Here is a 21,303-nt window from a genome sequence, read left to right on the forward strand (position 1 = left end):
GCTGAAAGTGCGGGATATACGTTTATGCCGTCGAGAATTTTGGGATAAAGATTTTATGGGGCTAAAGGCAATGGATTGGGTCACCCCCTGGCGTCAATGGTGAAAGCGTGAGAGGATCCGTTTGGGGGGGACCCTTGGGCTATTATCGCGGGAGGAGAGAAAATTTGGAATTTGGAATGAAGGAATGAAGGAATGTATCTACACTTCAGCTCGGTCTTACTGGGTTGCACTTAGTCAGTTCCTCGAGCATGCCCTGAGCAGTTCCTTGAGCATGAATATATATAACAGTTCCCCGAACGTAGTCGAGGGGCGTATCTGTTCTAATATACTATGAAGAAAATGGTAACTATCCAGCTATCCCTTTTCCTGCTCAACGCTCAATGCTCATAGCTATTTGAAGGGACCCTTAGGCTATTATCGCGGGAGGAGGGGAGGGAGAACGGAATTTGGTCTTGGTCTTCCTCTTAAGCGCTGAAAGCGCGTGATACTATAGCCCGGGGTAAGCCAGTCTTCTGGCACCACCCCGGGTGCTGGCGCCCAGTACGTACTTTTTTTCCTGCTCAAAGCTCACCGTTTATAGCTTATCTTTTTGTACTTAATTATTTTAAATAGATTAAATGAATCCAATTGCATTTGCTGGTTTCTGCAAAAAAACACTTATCATATCAAAAACCTTTTCAGGAGTTAAACACATGGTACGCACCTTTCCCCAAAAGCCCTTGTTGTCTGCGGGTTTTGTTCTGTTATTATCACTAACGGTATTTGCTCAGCGCAGTGCCATTGAGTTTTATGATACTACCTCCAGTCCTACTGCAACGTTTGGGTATCAGGGATCGTCTGAAACAGGAGAGTTTTTTCTCGAGACCTTTTCCCGTGGCAGAGACATGACAGTAAAGGAGGGTAATCTCACTGTGCCAGGTGCCGTTGAAGCGGGGAGCTTTGCGGGGGATGGGTCTGAGCTAACCGGGGTTACTCCAAAAGATAATTCAGTAACAACGGAAAAGATCGCCGATGGCGCGGTGACCGATGAGAAAATAGAATCGGTAAGCTGGGAAAAGGTTGAAGGCAGGCCTGAAACTCCCACAGGTGAAGTTGGAGAGGGATCAATTACCACCGAAAAGATCGCCGATGGCGCTGTAACGGATGAGAAGATCGACTCGGTAAGCTGGAGTAAGATAAAAGGCCGGCCGGAGATTCCCACAGGTGAGATAGGAGAGGGATCAATTACCACCGAAAAGATCGCCGATGGCGCTGTAACGGATGAGAAGATCGACTCGGTAAGCTGGAGTAAGATAAAAGGCCGGCCGGAGATTCCCACAGGTGAGATAGGAGAGGGATCAATTACCACCGAAAAGATCGCCGATGGCGCGGTAACGGATGAGAAGATCGATTCTGTTAGCTGGAGTAAAATCAAAGATAGGCCTGAAATTCCCACAGGAGAAATTGGTGAGGGGGAGATTACTACTGAAATGATTGCTGAAGGGGCGGTAACGGATGACAAAATCAGTAGCGTGTCAGCTTCAAAAGTAGAAGGTATATCTAAGGATATGGTTGATGGCCTTGCACCCGCTTTGGAAGGAAAGGCAGATACAGGTCATGACCATAATGTGCTTGGAGAAATGGTATTCATAAATGATACAAGTGTTGGTATTGGAGTCGCTTCACCAACGCGTGCATTGGATGTCCGTGGAGCTGCAAGGTTAAATGGGAGAGTTGGTATAGGACGGGCACCTTTAGACGCTGCATTGTCTATAGGAGGTGAGAGTGCATCAGATGCAGCTATTAACTTTCAACATTCAAACGGTAATCGTTATTGGATATTATCAGATAGTAGTGGGTTATTCTCATTGGGGGGCACCGGAGTGGATATCCCATCCTCCGGTGTGGTTAGAATAAGAAGAACTGTGGGTATAAATACTGATCCCCATGATGATCATGCTCTGCGGGTTAATGGTGATGTTGTAATTACAGGAAATTTAACCGAGAATGGTAGTTTTTCCACCTCCGACTCCACTTTCAAAACAATTACCGACACTATCACTAACGCCCTCTCCACCGTTTCTTCACTCCAGGGCATCGGCTTTAACTGGAAAGCGGATGAATATCCTGAACGTAACTTTTCTGACCGCCGCCAAATCGGCTTTATCGCTCAGGAGGTTGAACAGGTACTTCCGGAGCTTGTGCACACCGACGCCGATGGATACAAATCCCTCTCCTACGATAAGCTTACTGCGGTTTTGGTGGAAGCAATAAAAGAGCAGCAAATGGTGATTGAAGAGCAAAATGCCCAAATGGAAGAACAAAAATTAGAAAACGAAACACTAAGAGCAGAAATTGAAACCATAAAAAAGCATTTGGGATTAGAGTAGATTTAGTATTCGTTTTAGCACGCCCGCACCAGGCAGGCGTGCTATCCCCCCCCACCCGGACCAGCCCTTCCCAAATCCATCTATAAACATATGTTATATTTGTATAAGTATGGTATACTATGGAACCAGGCAGGATACACTATGAAAAAAGAGTTAAAAGAGAAAACCGCCCCGATCTGGTCTGCTCAGGAGATGGCGCTAATCGACCTTTTATCCCAAAAGCTGGCCAATGCAGGTATGAAGGATGAGGAGCAGTGGATGAGCAATAACCTCTCTGCCCTTCACCACCAGGCCCGAGCTTTGGAACTTTATCCCTCTATACTGCAGTGTAATCGCATTGGCAGTGCTCAAAGGAACGCGGAGACGCTTGTTTCTGAGCTGTGCAGTAAATATAAAGTTGAAGACACCTTTGTGATGCCAACCAAGGCTCATGTGGGAAGAAGCTTTGAGATTGGTAGAATTAACCTGCTTTATATGGTGCATCACCTCCTCGAAGGGATGGAGGAAACCGGTGAGCTTCAAAACGAAGCATTCGGTTTTATTACAGATCATATGCTTACGATAATGAGTGAAGATGTGCTTCTGGAGCTGCTCAGTGACACCAGGTGCGAGGAGGTGAAAGGGTTGGCTGCAAAGGTGCTGGCCAGGATATGGGAGGAGAGGATATCGCTCAAAACTATCCCCTTTATCTCTGAGCTGCGCAACATGTGGTTAATTCGACGGCAATATATACCCGTTTTCGGAACACTTACGGGGGTGCATGAGTATATTTCGCTGCTTGGTCATGTAAATGAAACCTGCCAGAAATATATCCACCACGCTTCACATGTTGCCGATGAAGCCGCGGCGCTTGAAGAATTCCTTTTCGGGTTGTCCTATGAAGAGCTGTGTACGGTTAAAAAGGAGCTTTTTAAATCAGACAAAGCGAGTGTAAAGCGCGATGAAGTACTCAAAATTATTGGTAAAGATACAGTGTATCTGAGCAGTAGAATTGATGATCCGGTTGAGCTGTACCGCTTTTTCAACCACAGAAAAAAATCTGCCTTCCTGCGCTGGTATTCACAGAAAGAGGGTCCGGTTCGCACTTTTGAAGAGAACTTTATGCTTTATACTCTGTTAAATGCCGATGGAGCGGACTTTGAGCCGCAGAGAAACGATGAAGAGGTGAGAAGTGTGTGAGGAAATTTGGATTAAGGGCCTGTCTGTCGTTTGGTGTTGATTTCCCTCGGTGTATTATCAATAGGAAATAGATAAAAGGATTTTTATGGGGCTAAAGGCGATAGATTGGGTCACCCCCGGGCGTCAATGGTAAAAGCGTGAGAGGACCCGTTTGGGGGGACCCTTGGGCTATTGTCGCGGGAGGAGAGGGGGAATTGGAATTTGGAATGAAAGAATGTATCTACACCTCAGCTGGGTATTATTGACAAAGTTACCACAATCTCTTTTTTCATCCGCTTAGCTCTTGTTTGATATATTCCAGTTGCTGTTTTTTCGCGAGTAGTACTTTATTCAAATCAACCTTCCGGTTGAACTGCTTTTCACGTTTCATTCTTCTATTTAGAGCGATTATTTCGCTTTCAAGCTGCTTTCTGGCGGCATCATTGGCCACAAGTTCCCCAAAATTGCGGTTTGCGGCACTATCAGCACCAATGAATGCTCTGACGAGCTTCTGATACACCTTCTCCAAATCGATACCGGTAAAATCAAAGTGTAATGGTGCATCCCACTCTGAAAAATAATAATTTTCAGCTTTATTTCCCTGTTTTAACGTAATACCCCAGGCTACTGATCCATTATATACAAACTTATAAAGAATCTGGTACGGTATCGCCTTATCTATCACTTTAAGGATTCTTTCAGGTATTTCCTGCGCTTTCAATTCCAGTTCAAATATCTGTATCTCGGTCACTGCTTCTGTTTTAGTGATTCCTACTGTTTCCTCGGCAAGTTTATACTTCCAGGTAATGCGCTGAATTTTCCCGGTGAATTCCTTTTGCAGTCGCGAGCTGAGATGTGTTCGTTCGTAGAATTTGCTCTTGGGAACAAATTTGTTCACATAAGCCTGTTTTGGCAGATTTATTTCACTATTCACCATTATTTTATAACCGCAAAAGTTAGCAGTTCAAAATCTTGCAACCCTTTTATGGAACTTGCCTGTGCAGTGGTCCCCCCCGCAGAAAAAAGGCTGTCCACATCACTTTCATCTTTAACCGAAATGATTGATTCAATGGCTTTATTAAGCAAGGTGGAATACTTATCCATATTTTTGCCATCGTGGGTTTCATCATTGAATTTTTCGTAGACTGATTTTATGGGCTCTTTATGCCCTTTTGAGAGTGCCCTGAAAATATCCAGCGTTTCTTTCACATTAAGGTGATTTGAAGCAATTTCACCATTCTCCTTACTATACACCAGATAAAAGGGATGCAACTGGTTTGTATTATCGATATTCACATCATTGTTAATATTCTTAAGAACGTAAATAACGCCTTCGTCGATACCAAGCTCAGGTGCCTTTTTGCAGACCGTATGCATTCCGTTGGCCACATTGTCCAATCTGCCATTTTTCTCAATGTAATTCACCAAATCCATGCGGAAGTCGTTGAGTCCCAAATCGGTAATTGAAACCCCGGTCCCCATATCCTCAATATCAACAATTTCATCCTGCAGTTTCTCAAGCTGTTTTTTTCTGAACAGCAAATCCGATGATTTATTTGTAAGAACGTTATCTTCTCCGGTTGCCGTAACATCCACCATGAACATTTTGCTTTCAACCCGGTTTTTCAGGTTGATATAGTCGTCCAGAGAGAGTTGCGGCCAGAAATTGATAAGCTGGATATCCTTATTTATTGAGCCAATGCGGTCTATGCGGCCGAACCGCTGAATGATTTTCACCGGATTCCAGTGTATGTCATAGTTTATCAGCGTATCGCAGTCCTGGAGATTCTGGCCTTCAGATATACAGTCTGTTGCGATAAGTATATCGATTTCACGCGCATTTATATTTCTCTGATCCTTTGAGCGGGGCGAGAAATGAACAAGAATAGTATTAAAACCTGAATGGATATCGAGTGTTGAAGCGTTCTTATCGGTACCCACGATTTTGGCCGTTTCAAGGCCGAGCTGTTTTTTTGCATAATCCGCAAGATTTGTGTATAAATAATGTACAGTATCAGCAAAAGCACTAAAAATGAGTACTTTTCTGTTACCTGGGTTTATTGGATTATTCAGTTTGTTTTCTATGACTGTTTTCAGATCATTAAGCTTTGCATCGTGCTCGGGTGTAACCCGATGCATCTCTTCGAGTAGTTGTGCTGCAACATAGTAATCAGCCTGCAAATCAGTTTTCCACCCGGTTGTATTCATATCGGCCAGGTTGATTTTAATCTTATCACCGATACTAAACTCATCACTGAGCCAATCGTCGCTATCTGCATCCAGATTGATATTACCAAACTGAGTTGCTGTAGTATAAGAGGCATTGCCGTTTTTTTCGAACTCTTCTATGGCAAATATTGTGCTTTCAATTTCTTTAATGAATTTATTGAGCGTTAAGCGAAATGAATCAACGGAACTTTCGAGGCGTTTCAACAAATTTACCCGCATTAATGTTTGAAGACTTTTTTCACGGTGCGATTGCTTGAAACTGGTGTTTTCTTTCAGTTTTGTATCGTACACAACGCTGTAGAACTCTTTTTTGCTGTCGAGGATATACTCAAATGGTGAATAGATCGACATATTCAGACGCGAAAGCTCCTTATATAATTCTGAAATCTCTATAAAATCAGGAAGCTCGGTTATATTCGCATGATGGGTTACAGGTTTTAGGCGGTTCGGAAATTTGCCGATTACACTGCTATCGTAATACTTCTCGATATGTTTTCTGCTTCGGGCAATACTTACGCTGTCGAGCAATTTGAAAAAATCAAAGTTTGCGTTTAACCTGTTCAAAAGCTGCTGGCTTGTCCTCTCTTCTATTGGTAACTTCGCCCAATCGTTGAATGTTTTCTGTGCATTTTTCAGAATATTATCAATGGATTTTCCGGTAGTTATCTTCTGATTTATTTCATCTGTATGACCTTCGAACGCAAGTGCAAGTTGGTTTCTTAGGTCGATAAATTTGTTATTGACCGGTGTTGCCGAGAGCATAAGCACTTTCGTCTTCACACCGGCTTTTATAACATCGTTCATCAACTTTTGATATCTTGTTACCCGATCTTTGCAAGGATCATTATTTCTAAAATTATGGGACTCATCAATTACAACCAAGTCGTAATTGCTCCAGTTAATCCGGCTTAAATCGATACCATTAGAATCACCATGTTCCCTTAAAAGGTCGGTGTGATAAAGCACATCGTAGTTCAGGCGATCATTAATAAGAGGGTTATCATCATAGTTGTTTAAGAATGTCTGCCAGTTATCACCAAGTTTCTTAGGGCAGAGTACCAGTACAGTGCGGTTTCGTTCCTGGTAATATTTGATAACACCTAAGGCACTGAATGTCTTGCCAAGGCCGACACTGTCGGCAAGAATGCAGCCATTATATCTTTCCAGTTTGTTGATAATACCTAAGACAGCGTCACGTTGGAAATCATACAGTTTATTCCAGATAACAGACTGTTTAAACCCGGTTTTTTCGTTTGCAAGTTCATCTTCAGAAATGTCCTGTAAGAATTCATCGAAGATGTTGTAGAGTGTCAGATAATAAATGAATTCGGGTGAATTTTCTTTATACAGGTTCGCTATGGCGCAGAGATCGCCCGTTCTCCGTAGAGGACTACTGCGAATGGTGAACCAAGGATTAACGCTCCGGATTACAGCTTGGAGAATGCCGTAATCACAACTGTATGGAAACTTAATTCACCTAAACGCGAAGCGTTTACCTCTGCGCCCTTTGCGCCCTCAGCGTTTTAAAACCCCTTTACTGTGTTCACCAATGCTGCAGGGGTAAAACGCGCCAGGGGGGACGGAAGGTGGCACTTTCTTAAGTGCCAGTGCCCTCAAAAAAGCGAAGTCCTCGTAGCGCTATAACCGAGGCACCGAGGAGGAACGACGAGCCTGTAGGACATAGTGCCCGAATGGGTACAACCGGTGCCGTCTGCGGCAGGCGCCCGGGGTATCTCTACTGCTTAGCTCAGCATAGGTCTGCGTTTTACAATCCTTTTACTGTGATCACGAATGATGCAGAGCTAAACGCGCCAAGTCCTCGCAGCGCTACAACCGGGGCACCGAGGGGGAACGACGGGCCACGGGATTAGGTTTAAACAATTCCCTTTTCCTTATTCCAGCTCAACAGTTCAAGTATTTCATCACGTGAAAATGACTTAACCACATCAGGGGAATCTTCACTTACCGCCATACTGGCCAGCTCTTTTTTTCTGGAAATTATCCTATCAATCTTCTCTTCCAACGTATCTTCCGTAATAAGTCTGAAAACCTGAACCCCTCGCTTCTGACCTATCCGGTGGACCCGGTCTGTTGCCTGATCCTCTGCGGCTGAATTCCACCATCGGTCGTAATGTATTACTACTGAAGCAGCTACAAGGTCGATCCCCACTCCGCCAGCTTTCAGTGAACCCACAAATACCCGACAACCCTCATCTTCATTGAACCGGTTTATCAGCCTGTCCCGATTTTTACTGGACCCGGTGAGTACAACGTGCCCAACACCAACGGTTTCAAGGTGTTGGCGAATGATCTCTATCATGCCCAGATACTGACTAAACACCACCACCTTCTGCCCCGATCCAAGCGCTTCATCCATAATCTCGGTGAAAAGTTCCCACTTGCCGCTCTGATGATTCGCGTATCCATCGGGGTCTTTCAGTGCGAGGGCCGGATGATTACACACTTCCTTCAGGTGCTTAAGTAGCGAAAATACATGAAGATAGGGGACTGCCTTTTCCTTATCACCGATACTTTCAATGAGCTTTTCCCCCCGTTTTTCAAAAGCGTCTTTATACAGAGAATGCTGCTCATCGCTAAGCGAACAGATCCTGTTGTCTTCAATTTTGGGCGGCAGCTCAAGAAGCACACTTTCCTTTAAACGCCTTAATATAAAAGGAGTTATGGATATTCTTAGCAGCTCACGTGCTTTTAAATCTTTACCAACCTCTATGGGTTCAAGGAACCTTTCACCAAAGGACCGGTCTGAGCCCAGGTACCCTGGAAGCACTATATCAAAGAGCCGTTTTAGATCGCTCAGTGAGTTTTCGACAGGGGTGCCGCTGAGCCCAAGTTTCATATTCGCCCTGAGTGCTTCAGCGGATTTACTCACAGCGGTCTGAGCATTCTTAAGTCGTTGTGCTTCATCGAAAACAGCCACTTCAAAGCTACTTTCGCAAAGGGTTTCACAGTCGGCACGCAGTACCCCGTAGGAGGTGATAACCAGTTGATTTTCATGGAAATCAAGCGTTGAGCGTCCACTGCCATGGTAGACTGTACTCTTAAGCCCCGGGGCAAAGGTGGCACAGAGCCGCTGCCAGTGACCAATCACCGATACAGGGCATATCACTAAAACCGGTAACCTATTGTTTCGCTGCTCTTTAAGGGCAGTGATAAACGCAAGGACCTGATGAGTTTTTCCAAGCCCCATATCATCACAGAGCAGACCTCCAAACCCGTTATCATAGAGAAAAAGCAGCCAGGCCAGCCCGTTTTCCTGATAGGGACGAAGTTTTGATGTAAATCCGGGCAGGGCACCACTTACATGCTGTGGTTTTCGAAACTGGGTAAGCGTTTCAAGCTTCAGGCGTAACTCCTTATCACCCTTTATGGTAACCCTGCAATCCTTGTTTCTGGAAACAAACTGCATCAATGCGGAATGCGGAAACTGAAACCTGTTATCCCCCTCTTCTTTAAGGTCCTGAAAGGGGATAACCGCACAGATCCCTTCACTTTCACAATCAAAGAAGCCCTTGCTGGTTATGAAGAAACGACGTTTTTCCTTTCGGCAGCTCAGGAGCTCTTTGAGTGTAATTGCTGCCCCCGGGCTAAAGTAGGTAATCGATAACGTACACCACTGATCCCTTAGGTTGATCACTTCGATCTCAATCTCTTCTATCTCTTTAAAACATGGCAGGTTAGCCAGGCGCCCGAAGTCCGCGTCATGGGTTTCACTTTCGCTGGTATCCACCGATGAAAAAAGGTCGTAATGGTTTGAAGAAGAACCACTTACCGATCCGGAGCTTAGGGAAAAAGCAGACGCGTGTTTTTCTAAAAAGGTTGAGAAGGTTTTCTGTTCTGTGGTGATTTTTTCTGACCAGCCCTGCGCAAGCAGGCCCAGGCCCGGCTGATCAAAATTGGTAAACCGCTGTTTGGAAGGAAGATAGACCATTGAACCAAAAACATTTTCCGGTGAAAACAGCTCATAATCCTCCCTGGTATCAGAAAGCCGCACTGCAGGTTCGAAACTAACCTTGTCTGCTGATGGATAGGAGAGGTGAAAGAGAAACCGGGAAGTGGTTTTATCGATGGAAAATGGTAGTCGTTCAGGGTCGATCTTCTCAATCACTTGAAGCACTTCAGAAACACAGCTGCGAGGCACAGTGATTGTTAGCTGGCTTTGTCGGTTATCTTCCATGAAAAAGGTAATACAGAGCTCTTTTTGGATACTGATTTCCATGTCGATCGTTTTAGTTCCAATCTCACGGTAGAGATGGTATGCAGTGCGGAACCAGATACTTTCCTCTTCTGCCATACGGACTGTTTTGTGGCCGGCAGAAAGGAGCTGCTTCTCTCCTTCGGTGTAGACAAAGTCTTTGGTTTTGGAGAGGGGGGCAAGGCGATTGAGGGTGGTGACAGTATCATGCTCAAGCCCAAGTCTTTCCAGATACCGGGTGGTTGATTCACCGGGGCTGCACTCTATGCAGATATCGGAGCCCTTTTTGCCGACCTTGATAGAATCATCGAAAGTGCTTGATTTGATACCGGTTAGCGGCTTTGGAGAGTGCCGTATCAGGGGCTTGAAAATCGAATATATATCGCTGTTTTGAAAGCTTTTGTGTGGCAGTTCCGGAGCGGTGGTCGCAACCATCTGTTCAAAGAGTCGTTTAAGTTCCCGGGCATGAAAGCATGCAGCGTAGCTACCTCTTGAGCAGCGGCAGAAGAGTCTGGGTTTTTTATCCCGTGCGGAGGTAACGCTGAGCAGAGGAAGGTGGGTGTTGTGATCGTTTGATATCAGTATGAAGGAGTTTCTGAAAAATTCGACATTGGTTAGAGAAAAATTCTGCGGCACAATAACCTCGTTTTACCGGTTTTGAAAAATACCAATATAGATGCCTGTTGTGGTGATGGCAAGAGGGTGGTAAGGTGATGCACGGTTACATTTTCTTTTTCCTGCAATTAGTAATCTGTAATTAGTCATTAGTAATTATCGATTTGGGCGGCACCCTCGCGGACTCGGGTCGGCCTACCCATTCGGGCACAATGTTCTCCAGGCTCGTCGTACCTCCTCGGCCGAAGCTCGTAGTCGCGGAAGACCGCGCCGTCCTCGCTTTGTCTTCGGGGCTCACTGCCGTTCGCCCCTCACCTTCCGTCCTGCCTGCCGCGTAGGAGAGAGCATCCCTTGTGACCACTGAATTTTGTTTTTCTAATTTCCGTGCATTCCGTGTTTTCGGTGGTTGTAATTCTTAGGATTTTTTTAACCACTGAAGGCACGGAACACACGGTGAGCACGGACTGGCCCTGACGTATACCGCGGCTTGATTTTCATCATCAGTTTTTTGCTTCCGTTGGTGTCCATGCTTGTCAGTGATCTTTTTTTTCCTGTGCCACCCAAACCTGCACCTCATCTAGGGTTTTACAACCCGTAAAGGTGAAAATGACAGGTTTTCTATATAAGAAAAATAATAGAAGAAAACATTGCAACTTGTTACATGATTTTTGTAACCATTCGATTCCCGCTAAGGGTACGAGGATCGTTTCCTGGTTACAGCGGAGTTGTCCTAGCCCTGAATGAACGTTGTTGATATCGACGGCAGGCTCTTAGATCCTTACCTATAATAACATAGCGTTTATTGGCTGCACTCTTTTATATTTCGTCCCTACGGGACGAGGACTGTTTTTCTGTGTTGAATATTCTATAACTATGCGGTCCCTACGGGACCAGGAAAACAAACTGCTGGTATAAGAGTTAGAGGTATGGTTGGAATAAGTGTTACTTGTTGTTTCAAGTGTAGGGGAATGAGAAAGACAATAAGAGCTAAGAAGTCCTAAGATGAACCTCTTTTTCCTGCTCAAGCTAATCAGGGTACGATACCTTTTGCCTTCAATTAGTAAATTGTAATTAGTCCTTAGTAATTATTAACTATTGATTTCCCGAAGACTCGGGCCGTCCCCTACTCCCTGTTTTTTGAAAAGCATTGCTTTCTATGTATATCATTGATGGAAGTTTTCTTTTGTTGTTTGAGGGGTTAATCTTTCTACCATTGAGTAGGTAAAAGTTGTTATCAGGGGAATGAAAAATTCTATTATTCTCCAGATTTATTTGTAATTTGGATTGTTTATATCTTTTTGTTGCAGGGTTCAATCGCCTGTTACTATCTTCAACGCTAATGGTATGTGAATTAAGGTTTAGAGCACTAATGCCCCTATCAGTGCCAATCCAGAGTATAGTATCTTTGCTGATTGTTAAAGATGAAACGTAATTACCAGCAAGCCCCAAAGATCTGTCCAAAGTTTTCCAGGTTTCATTTTCCAGGTAGCTTAAGCCACTTGTTGTAGCTACCCATATTCTGTTGTATGTATCTACGCGTATATCTTGAATATTGTTACTCCCCAGTCCGTTATGAGTTGTATACCACACTTCGGAATCATTTTTACCTATATTTACTAATCCATTATTTGTACCAATCCATAAACTACCAAGTGAATCCTGCGCAAGCATAGTAATCGTTGCAGGTTTGGAAAGAGTACGCTGTGTCCAAATGTTGTTACTGTAAAATGCGAGAGTGCCTTCATAACCACCGACCCACAAGGAAGAATCCTTTGTGACAAGTAGACTTGTCATGTTGTTAGACTGAAAACCCGGGTTTCTGTCTTCATAAAATTCCACACCATTATACTTTCCAACACCTCTGGAGGTAGCAAACCAAAGGCTATCGGATTTATCAAAAACCAGATCGTTCAATATCCCACGACCGGAGTATTCGAAACCAGACAAACTGTTTCTCTCAAGAATTTGAACTCCCTGGGAGTTTAAAAACCATACCTCATCGTCTCTGCTGATCATTCGTGTTGTTTGATTACTGATACTAGGCCCATACACAGTACTTTGCCATTTTTCATTTACGAATTGCCTGACGCCTTCAGGATCAAAATCCGCATAAGTCCAAACTGTGCCGGAGTTATCTGTATACAGAAACCGTATTGTATTACCGCGTGGTGCTTTGGATTCAATAATCGGGCTAATATTGCTGAAGGCCGGGTGAATAAAGCTGCCCTCTAAATACCCTAAGAAAAAATCACCTCCAATTAGTGCTTCCGTTTTAGAGTGTGGTTGAACACTTTTAATATATCCTACGTCATTTCGATACTGTAGAATTAATTGCCACTGATTCTGATCATAAACGTGGATACTATTTCTGTTATATGCCCATACATAGCCATCCTCGGAAACATTTAGATCTGTAATTGGAACATTAAAAGAGCTATTAATCCAAGTTTCATTTTCGAGCCTGAAAATACCGGTGGAATAAGTTAAAAATATTCTGTTGAGGTTGTCAATAGCAACGGAAAGAGGGGTGTTCCGAGGTTGGTCAATATTTCCGTAATAGCTACCGTCAGTATTATATTTTAAAATCCTGGAGTCGGTAACTACATAGATTTTTCCATTATCATATCCAGAAGCAATGCCTCTTAGCGGGTCATTTGTCAGATCAACAGGTGTACTAATTGTTTCAAAACTGCCACCGCTGGTTCTTACCACACCACCCAATCCGATAGCCCATATATTACCAGTATTATCTAAGGTAAAATCATAAACTCTATCAATAAGAGGATCAAGTTTTTCCCATTCTCCCTTATACTTGTATGCAATTGCCCGGGGCCATGCTACCCATATCCGGTTTTGCTGATCCTTAAGGACTCTATTTACTTTATCACCAAAAAATGTGTTATCATCATTATATATTGTTTTCTTTTTGGTTGAGCGATTGTACATAAAAAGACCGGTAGTATTGGTCCCAACCCAAAGTTCATCATCATCTAAATATGTTGTACTTACATCAAGGTAATTGATATAGTTTGTTATGTCTTGAGCAACTATTGGCAAGCCTAATAGAAGAAAAAAGAGTACCACGATTTTTTTCATACCAGTTACTACCCGATTCATTGTAAATGCAATCTTCTTTCCAGACCTTTGCGTTCTAAGTAGATTCTATTTGCAGTATTACTTTGTATCGCTCTGCCATTGAGCATTATTTTTGATCGGGAGCGGATAGTGTTAGTATAATCATTAGCTCTTAAGGGAGTATTGCTACGGCGCCTCGAATCAAAAACAGAAGTAGCGTCAACATTTTTAAACGCGATCTCTTTTTCAGTATAAGGAATAGCAAATAAGGTGGTTACCATGCTAGGGAAAAGATCTCCTCTAAACTTGTAACTGATAGTTATTGTGTCTTCATAGTCCTGGATTTTTTCTATATCTATATACCCCATCCCCAAAAAGACAAATACTATGACCTCAGTAAAATCCGGCCATTCTGTTAATGGCGTAACTATTGAATCATTTGGTCGAATTCGATCTACTATTTCTTGCAGTTCACTTCGATTCCTGATTATGTGATATCCGTTGTTTCCCATTACTCCTGGTTGTTCAAAAACGAGAATTGTATCATACCCAATATCCTGAGCCACTATTTGATTATGAATAGCTAAAACAGACACTATGGCCACAATGAGATAAAGTGCAGAATCTCTTTTTTTTGTGAAATAATCGATGGACATCGCAATACCTCCTTTTTTTTTTTGAAAGAATGGGACCATGAACCCTTAGAGCGGTACTATTTTAAGCTGTTACAAAAAAACAGTCTATCGTACGTAAAACCCAAACACCCAAAAAAGGCCAGTCCCCATTAGGACCAGCCCCTTACTACTCCCCAACGAAAAAGGTTCTATTCTACCCTGGTCACTTTAAACTTCGTTCCGGTTACCAGGTCTTTTTCCAACTCCTCTGCCGACTCTTCAATATCTTCCTGTACATCCTCAGGTTTTCTGCGTGTGCTTGGCAGATAGTGGATCGCGTAATTCGCGGCATGTTTCTCATCATCCCGAAATGTATAATTACCATGATCGATCACCTCTCTGGTGTGTATTCTCAAAAGGTGATAGGCCTTATCCCGCAACTCTCTTTGTTCGGTACGGGGCATGTTGCTCCTTCTGGCTTTTGCATAAAGAATATTGAGATCGTAGGCATATTTGGTAAGCTTGTCTAACTTATAGAAATCAAAATTCAACTCCTCCAGGCGGGGTGTCAGATTGCGGGCCACTACTGCAAGATCGTTAAAATCCTGAATAGTGTCGGCGTGTCTGTTTCCGTCCGCGATCTGGCGAAGCTGATTGATGGTGCTTTGGTCGTGACGGAAGTGAAAGCGTAAATAACCATACACATCATCGAAAAGCTTATTGGCTTCTTCAAGGCTCTCTTCCCAGGCGATACGGTCCTCAGCTCTGTCAAAATAGATAACCAGCCAGTTGGAACACAGTTCCCTGAGTGCTAAACTTAAGGAATACATCATCTCGGCATGGTTCCAGTCCAGATGATCCTCTAGCAGCTTCTCCTTATCCTGTAATGCAAGATAATATAGATTAGTCGCTTCCATAGCGTAAAATTTGGGCGGAATTCTATGTTTCTTTACTTCATCCAGGGGGACTTCTCTGATAACAGGAAGCATTTTTTCTAGTTTTTCCTGAAAAGGCATAACAAAACTCCTTTTGTTTATGTGTGAATTACCCGAAAGCATCGTACTGCCGGGCGGTTAATTAACCTTAGTGATAATGGGATATTTGGGCATAACTGATCGTAATATGTGTAAAACTTTTCTGGTATCCCAAAGGGTTAAATAAAAACTATATTCCTGTCTATATCAGAGTAAAGATATTTTTTATCTTTTTTTTTGCCTCCTGTTTTTCCCTGTAATATTTTATTGTTAACCCACTACTATAACAGGAGTGAATGTATGAAGTCAAAAACAGAACTCGTTCCTATCAAAATGCCGGTTGCGGAACTATTACAACAGGCATGTGATATGCATAAACACTGCTACACCGACCTTGAAGCTGTTAAGAATGTCGGGCTCGATATGACAATGGTAGACGCCATTCCTCAGCTTGTGTTGGATCTGTCCAAAGCTCATGGCGAGTGGATACGGGTGAAAATTGGTAGTGTATATGAAGGTAAAGAGCTTAAAAAGTACATTGCTGAGCTGTGTAAGTTTCGTACCGATCTTGCCCGCTCCATACGATTCGCGGCAAAGAAGTCCGGTTCTCATCTAAAAGTCCCCTACTACAAATCACGCAGTGGTTTTGAAGTGAGTCAGGACTTAAATGATCTTGCGGTGATGGGCCGACAGAAAAAGTGGATGCTTAAAAAGATTAATTTCGACATGTCGATTCTTGAAGAGGCGGTGGAGCACTCCTTTAACCTCACCGGGAAAATTATAAGGCGAAGGCAGAGTAAGCCCAAAAATTCAAAAGAGCGTAAAGCGCGTGATGAACTCTACTCTAAACTCTATACAATAGTTCAGGAGATACGCGTGTGCGGTAAATTTGCCATGCGTAAGTCGAGACGGAGAAAACTCTACGCGAACTCTTACTGGCGTCGCCCCAAACCCGGAAGACCACCAAAAGTCGGTAAGCAAAAAACAGAGAAACGTGAGACCGTTAAAACTACTGTTATAACACGTGAGAAACCCACAGGTCACCCACCGGTGGAACCCAAAAACACAAACCCCGGCCCGCCACCGGATAGTTAAGACCCGCAAAACCGTTTCTTTACCCAAAACACTACCGTTTATAACTCCCTGCATTTAAGGGACCACAACACTTCTATACCCAATTGAGCAATGTGTACCCCGACAATGAGGTTTTTTCACCCCGCCAGGTAGTTTTCAACTCTTCTGAACCTGTTATTTTCTTCCACAGACCACTTTACATCACCCGTACAATAATTATTTAACCCCCCGAGCCAATTATCTGCCCCCATTTTGTAATTATTTCACCTCCTGAACCATTTCTACCCACACAGGAAAACCGAAACGGTTACCGGGACAAACGAAACGGTTGTCGGGAGGAAGTAAACGTGTATCGGGAAGGTAGAAAACGCTATCGGTAGGATCGAAAACGACCCCGGTAACTATGAAACGGTAGTCGGGAAGGTTAAAACATGGATGTGGAAGGGTTACAGGGGTATGCGGAAGTGGTTGTGGAGTGTGCGGAAGCTCTCGTAGTAACTGCGGATCGTCGTCTTGCACTGGCAGCAAACGTCAAAACAGGCTTTGAACTATATCTTCCGGTTGTGGGAGCTCAGTCAAGATGCGGGTGAATGTAAATACAGCCGGTGTAATACATATTCTGGAAGGCACTGTCTCACTAAACTGTGCGATACTCTGTTTGAAACATAACGCGCAACCTTTGAGAACTCACCTGGCGGGAGCAGAGAGGGTTGGTGGTCGCCCCGGGCGTGAATCGGTGGACAAAATCTGATAAAATTACATAGGTTTATTGCGGTAAAGGCAGCTATTAGTTAGCTTATATAATGTACTTATCATTATCACATTATCAGTTTAAGGGTTTATGCTTCTTACGAGTCTTCATTTCGAACAATCCACTGGTTTAGATAGAGCGGTTCTTTTTTTTGGGGGGGGGGGTCTCGGCTTTGGGTGAAAAGTTACAGCTTAAAACAGAGGAAATACAGAAAATTATATTTTTAATTCATTTCACACGTAAAAACCTTCGTTATGGGTACGAACCACTGTTCGTCATATTTTGGGGCCAGCCACGGAAAAGAAGAGTAGCCTTGCCGAGTAGAAACGAAGTCACTATTAAACTATTAGCTTGAAAAAAAAACTCGTTTTTGGAAAATTACAATGAAAAATGCAGAACTAATAACTCAATTAGAAAAACAATACAATATTATTACAGGAAAGAACTTAGATTTTCTAACAAAGGCTGGTTTAGCAAAAACAGAATGCACCACATGCCAACTATTTTTTGATAACTGTTCCGGAAATGTTGACTCGTTTGAAGATTTATTCATAAACAGTTATCTTAAGGATAAGCCACCACTAGGAGATATCGATCAATTCAGGCTAGACATTAAAGATTATTTTGTGACGTATGGCGAGCTTATATATAATAAGCAGACTGATTATCTTAAAATTAGCGCACAGATTTATGTTGATCTATTTATTAATCGTTATAAACAAGCTGGATTTACAACACCTAAATTACCACCCGAATGCAGCAAAGGTGGTTACTGTATAGATTTAGCAGCTGGTTTTAACTACATAGATTTCTTTGAAGATCTAAACCCTTCAACTACTTATTTTTTGATTGATAAGTCATACTTTACTTGCGAGTGTTTGAAGTATAAGGTTAGAAAATTAGGATTAAAGAATGTTAACGTTTACTGTGGGTGTGTCAAAGATTTTGACGTTTCAATATTGAATAAGCACAAAATAGTAGCTATAAGAGCCAAAAACATTTTAACATACGTTCCTGATTTTTATAACTATATCGACAAATTCAAAAGTATTATATGTCGAAATGGTTGCTTTGTTTTTCAAGAGAGCATAAACTCAGGTGCTATGAATATACACCTTTTCAACAGAAACAAATATTTTAGTGATGGGTGGGATTTTGTATTTAACCCCGGTCGCAATACAGAGGACCCATTTTGCTTTCACACATTAGTATGCACAAAAATAGCATAAATGAGTAAAAATCGGAGTGTTATACAACATTAAAATCTCATAACAGAATTGGTACTAGCAGAAACAAATATGAAATATACTGAAATATTGGGAATTCTCGGGTTTATTCTTGCATTGATTACTTTCATTATCACGAGAATCGATAGGAGAAAAAAGTTGTCTATTGATTTATATTGTCTAAACCTTGAAGAATTAGACAAAGATAATGAATTTGGTTCTGACTTAAATGGATTAAAAGAAGATATAGTGATTGTGATTGATTTAATTAATCAAGGATCAAGAATAATTGCTATAGATAAAAATTCAATAGTCATATTTTTAAATAGAAGTAAGATCCAATATGGACTTGATTGGGTCGGGAAACAAAAATTCGATAACCCAATCAACCCAGGACAAAATTATAGATTTGGTGTCTTTCTTGATTCAGCAATTGATTTGAGCAAAATTGAAAATAGACACAAAGGTATATATAAAATAAGTGCGGAACTAAAAGATTTTGACGGTAAAAAATATCGCTCAAGTAAGAATTTTAAGTTGAATTTAGAAGTTAACGAAATTGGTAAAAATTAAAGTTTTACAACAATGTATATACAAAACATATGTGACAGTAGTAAAATCAAGGTTTGAAGCCCGCAATCGCTTACTTTGCATACACTCAACGTTATGCACAATTCCTTTGATAACAGAAATAGATACAACCACCTCTCCACCAAATCCACACTCCTCACACTAACCTCTACAACACTAAGCAGCAAATCCAGTATATACCGCTCATTCCCCATCTTTTTTGCTGAGTCGTTGGGATCGTTTTTGGTACCGGTGTCTTTGTGAATAGTGACCTTGTAGCGGCCTATGATCTATTCGATGGCGGATTTGCCGTTAACGATGTAATCGTATGCTTTGGAAACACTACACAATGTTTGTAATACCATTTATATAACACTTCTTTATTACTAAAAATCATTTAGAAGCCACCACTGTTATTACAAACCAAACAGATAAAGCTAGCAAGGATATATTTACTCAGTCCTCTAATAGGATTTTCCAAGCTCTTGAAAACTAGTGAGTATGTCATTCTCAAAATACAAGTACTGTCTATTTATCCATTGCTCGTGAACACCCCACAATCCAACTGTTCTATTTGGGTGAAAAACTTTTGGTGAACCGCCAAAAGATTTTAAATGCTATGCGCGAAAATCCCGCTGTTAGCCAGGCTCAACTTGTGGTAATCGTAGGAATAGGCGCAATAAACATTGAGAAAAAAAAGTAAGTACTTCAAAGATTTTGGCTGGATTGGTAGAATCGGGCCGGCCGCCCCCCTACACACCAGAAACCGTTCCCATGGAAACCCACAACTCCTTTTCTAAACCGCTTCCTAAAACCCCAGAAAGATCACTACCCTGAAGCACCTAACGAGCTCAAATCCGGTAAAAAAAGACACATTGGATGTAAGTATTTCTTTCCTCAGATGAAAGGTCTTGGCTCAAGCCCAACCTCGCAACATTTTGCTCTGAAATCCAAGCATCAGCTGTTACATGAACGGCTGATGTTTATGGTTGAGGCTGTAATGGTTCACCCGCCAGTATTTAAAATATGTTCGGTTTTCCCAATGGTTTAAAACTTATCTCCAGTATGACAGTTTTTGCATTTATGCCGAATATAATTCGATTATTTATAAGGCCATTCAGTTGAAAAATCGCGGTCTTTTTGGTGTGAAAACAGTGGAAATAATAAGCAATCGAAGCTAGACTTAACCGTTTGGGTACCCACCAGAAATGCCTACAGGAAAATAAACCTGTTAAAAGAGATAAGTCGTTAAATAGCGGGTTTGGTGGGTTATGGTGATACGATGGTTTTGGCAGTGACGTGGTCCAGCAATAATCTTACTGTGTATACATGAATAGTGTTGCTGTAGAGTGGGGATGTAAGATCCCTAAGCGACAGGCCGAGGGTGGTCCCTGAGCTGGAGTCGAAGGGGAAAATCTGCAAAAGCCATATAAGTCTTTTGCATTAATATCTCCGATCATTTACCTTATATAATGTACCTGTTTTTCACACTAACAGTTTACGACTTTTATGGCAGTATCGGGTGAAATACCAAAAAAAGTGATAGCAATTTATATGTCAGGTATTGGTGTTTGTACGGAGCAATCCAAATTCGACAAATTGGTAGTTACAGCAATAAGGGTTGATGGGAACAATGGCTAAAGATCTCACAAAATCAGTGATTGATCGGCAGAATATACTGAACAATCCCTATGCTCTCGAAGAGATCCATAGGGCAACACGGATAGAGTGCTTTGTTTTTGAGGGAAAAGCAGTTCTTTTAAAAGATCAGGTGGCAGACTTTTTTGCGGTAACCCCCAGAACAATAGATAACTACATTGCACGGTATGAAGACGAATTGCAGAGAAACGGCTATGAGGTGCTACGTGGTAATCGATTGAAGCGGTTCAAGTTAGAGATAATGGAACAACATGTTAACGAAAATAATTTCGTTAACATAAAAATCCCACAGTTAGGAGTATTTGATTTCCGTGCTTTTTTAAATCTTGCCATGCTTATAACCGAAAGCGAACCTGCCCGTCTTTTAAGAAGTACCATCCTCGACATTGTAATCGACACGATTAATAAAAAAACGGGTGGAGCTCATTTGTTGTGGTCTGTAAGCAGATCAAAAATTTCAGACCCTCCATATAAGATATTTACCTACAGAGATCATTGAGCCTGATAGAAGTTGGTCATTAGTGCTCTCCCTAACGGCTTAAGCCTCCAGATCTCAAAAAAGAGCATAGTTCACGTTCACGCAATCCCTTATTGGCCAACACCTGTTTTTTAGGGGGCTACATTGCTACCCGGCGGCGCGGAACACTCAAGATTATTAATGCCCGCAAAGAAGCACACTTACCTGAATCAGAAATCATCGGGAAAAATGGCGGCGTTTCTATGGCACTATTTGCACCTACCTTTCTTAATGAGAGGGGTGAAAAACTTTAGGTGAA

General features: G+C 42.3%; 13 protein-coding genes. 6 read left to right on the top strand and 7 right to left on the bottom strand.

From position 1 onward, the window contains the following. Window positions 1-692 precede the first annotated feature (692 nt). Window positions 693-2,369: a tail fiber domain-containing protein gene (locus tag QA601_10435; GenBank protein MDG5815498.1), complete on the top strand. Its 1,677-nt coding sequence runs from the start codon at window positions 693-695 to the stop codon at window positions 2,367-2,369. Between the two features lie 141 nt (window positions 2,370-2,510). Beyond that, on the top strand, window positions 2,511-3,548 hold the full coding sequence (locus tag QA601_10440; protein ID MDG5815499.1) for a hypothetical protein: 1,038 nt from the start codon (window positions 2,511-2,513) through the stop codon (window positions 3,546-3,548). A gap of 268 nt (window positions 3,549-3,816) precedes the next feature. Here the strand turns inward: QA601_10440 and QA601_10445 are convergent, their stop codons facing one another. The 6 genes from QA601_10445 to QA601_10470 all read right to left on the bottom strand — a co-directional run bounded on the left by QA601_10445 (window position 3,817) and on the right by QA601_10470 (window position 15,289). Beyond that, window positions 3,817-4,464, bottom strand: coding sequence for a DUF4391 domain-containing protein (locus QA601_10445; GenBank protein MDG5815500.1), 648 nt, complete (start codon window positions 4,462-4,464; stop codon window positions 3,817-3,819). Beyond that, window positions 4,464-6,968 carry a DEAD/DEAH box helicase gene (locus tag QA601_10450; protein MDG5815501.1) on the bottom strand — a complete coding sequence of 835 codons (2,505 nt, stop codon included), beginning with the start codon at window positions 6,966-6,968 and terminating at the stop codon, window positions 4,464-4,466. Before QA601_10450 ends, QA601_10445 begins: the two co-directional genes overlap by 1 nt. 661 nt (window positions 6,969-7,629) lie before the next feature. Next, the gene (locus QA601_10455) at window positions 7,630-10,605 is read right to left on the bottom strand and encodes a DEAD/DEAH box helicase (protein ID MDG5815502.1); all 2,976 of its coding nucleotides are present in this window, start codon (window positions 10,603-10,605) and stop codon (window positions 7,630-7,632) included. 1,071 nt (window positions 10,606-11,676) lie between these two features. After that, window positions 11,677-13,701 carry a two-component regulator propeller domain-containing protein gene (locus QA601_10460; GenBank protein MDG5815503.1) on the bottom strand — a complete coding sequence of 675 codons (2,025 nt, stop codon included), beginning with the start codon at window positions 13,699-13,701 and terminating at the stop codon, window positions 11,677-11,679. Next, window positions 13,698-14,315 (bottom strand): hypothetical protein, encoded by a 618-nt coding sequence (locus tag QA601_10465; GenBank protein ID MDG5815504.1) that lies wholly within the window; start codon window positions 14,313-14,315, stop codon window positions 13,698-13,700. The genes QA601_10460 and QA601_10465 overlap by 4 nt, the downstream gene beginning before the upstream one ends. Before the next feature lie 167 nt (window positions 14,316-14,482). Further along, window positions 14,483-15,289: a hypothetical protein gene (locus QA601_10470; protein MDG5815505.1), complete on the bottom strand. Its 807-nt coding sequence runs from the start codon at window positions 15,287-15,289 to the stop codon at window positions 14,483-14,485. A 258-nt stretch (window positions 15,290-15,547) separates the two neighbouring features. Between QA601_10470 and QA601_10475 the strand changes: the two genes are divergently transcribed. Then, the gene (locus QA601_10475; GenBank protein MDG5815506.1) at window positions 15,548-16,342 is read left to right on the top strand and encodes a hypothetical protein; all 795 of its coding nucleotides are present in this window, start codon (window positions 15,548-15,550) and stop codon (window positions 16,340-16,342) included. Window positions 16,343-16,579: 237 nt separating this feature from the next. Here QA601_10475 and QA601_10480 read toward each other — a convergent pair whose 3' ends face one another. Beyond that, window positions 16,580-16,849 (bottom strand): hypothetical protein, encoded by a 270-nt coding sequence (locus QA601_10480; protein ID MDG5815507.1) that lies wholly within the window; start codon window positions 16,847-16,849, stop codon window positions 16,580-16,582. 606 nt (window positions 16,850-17,455) lie between these two features. Between QA601_10480 and QA601_10485 the strand changes: the two genes are divergently transcribed. The 3 genes from QA601_10485 to QA601_10495 all read left to right on the top strand — a co-directional run bounded on the left by QA601_10485 (window position 17,456) and on the right by QA601_10495 (window position 21,026). Then, window positions 17,456-18,301: a hypothetical protein gene (locus QA601_10485; protein MDG5815508.1), complete on the top strand. Its 846-nt coding sequence runs from the start codon at window positions 17,456-17,458 to the stop codon at window positions 18,299-18,301. Window positions 18,302-18,457: 156 nt separating this feature from the next. Next, entirely contained in the window at window positions 18,458-18,871 is a 414-nt protein-coding gene (locus tag QA601_10490; GenBank protein ID MDG5815509.1) for a hypothetical protein, read from the top strand. 1,630 nt (window positions 18,872-20,501) lie between these two features. Continuing rightward, complete coding sequence (locus QA601_10495; protein MDG5815510.1) at window positions 20,502-21,026, top strand: hypothetical protein; 525 nt, start codon at window positions 20,502-20,504, stop codon at window positions 21,024-21,026. Window positions 21,027-21,303: the final 277 nt, after the last annotated feature.

The sequence above is a fragment of the Chitinispirillales bacterium ANBcel5 genome, from assembly GCA_029688955.1.
Taxonomy (GTDB): domain Bacteria; phylum Fibrobacterota; class Chitinivibrionia; order Chitinivibrionales; family Chitinispirillaceae; genus Cellulosispirillum; species Cellulosispirillum alkaliphilum.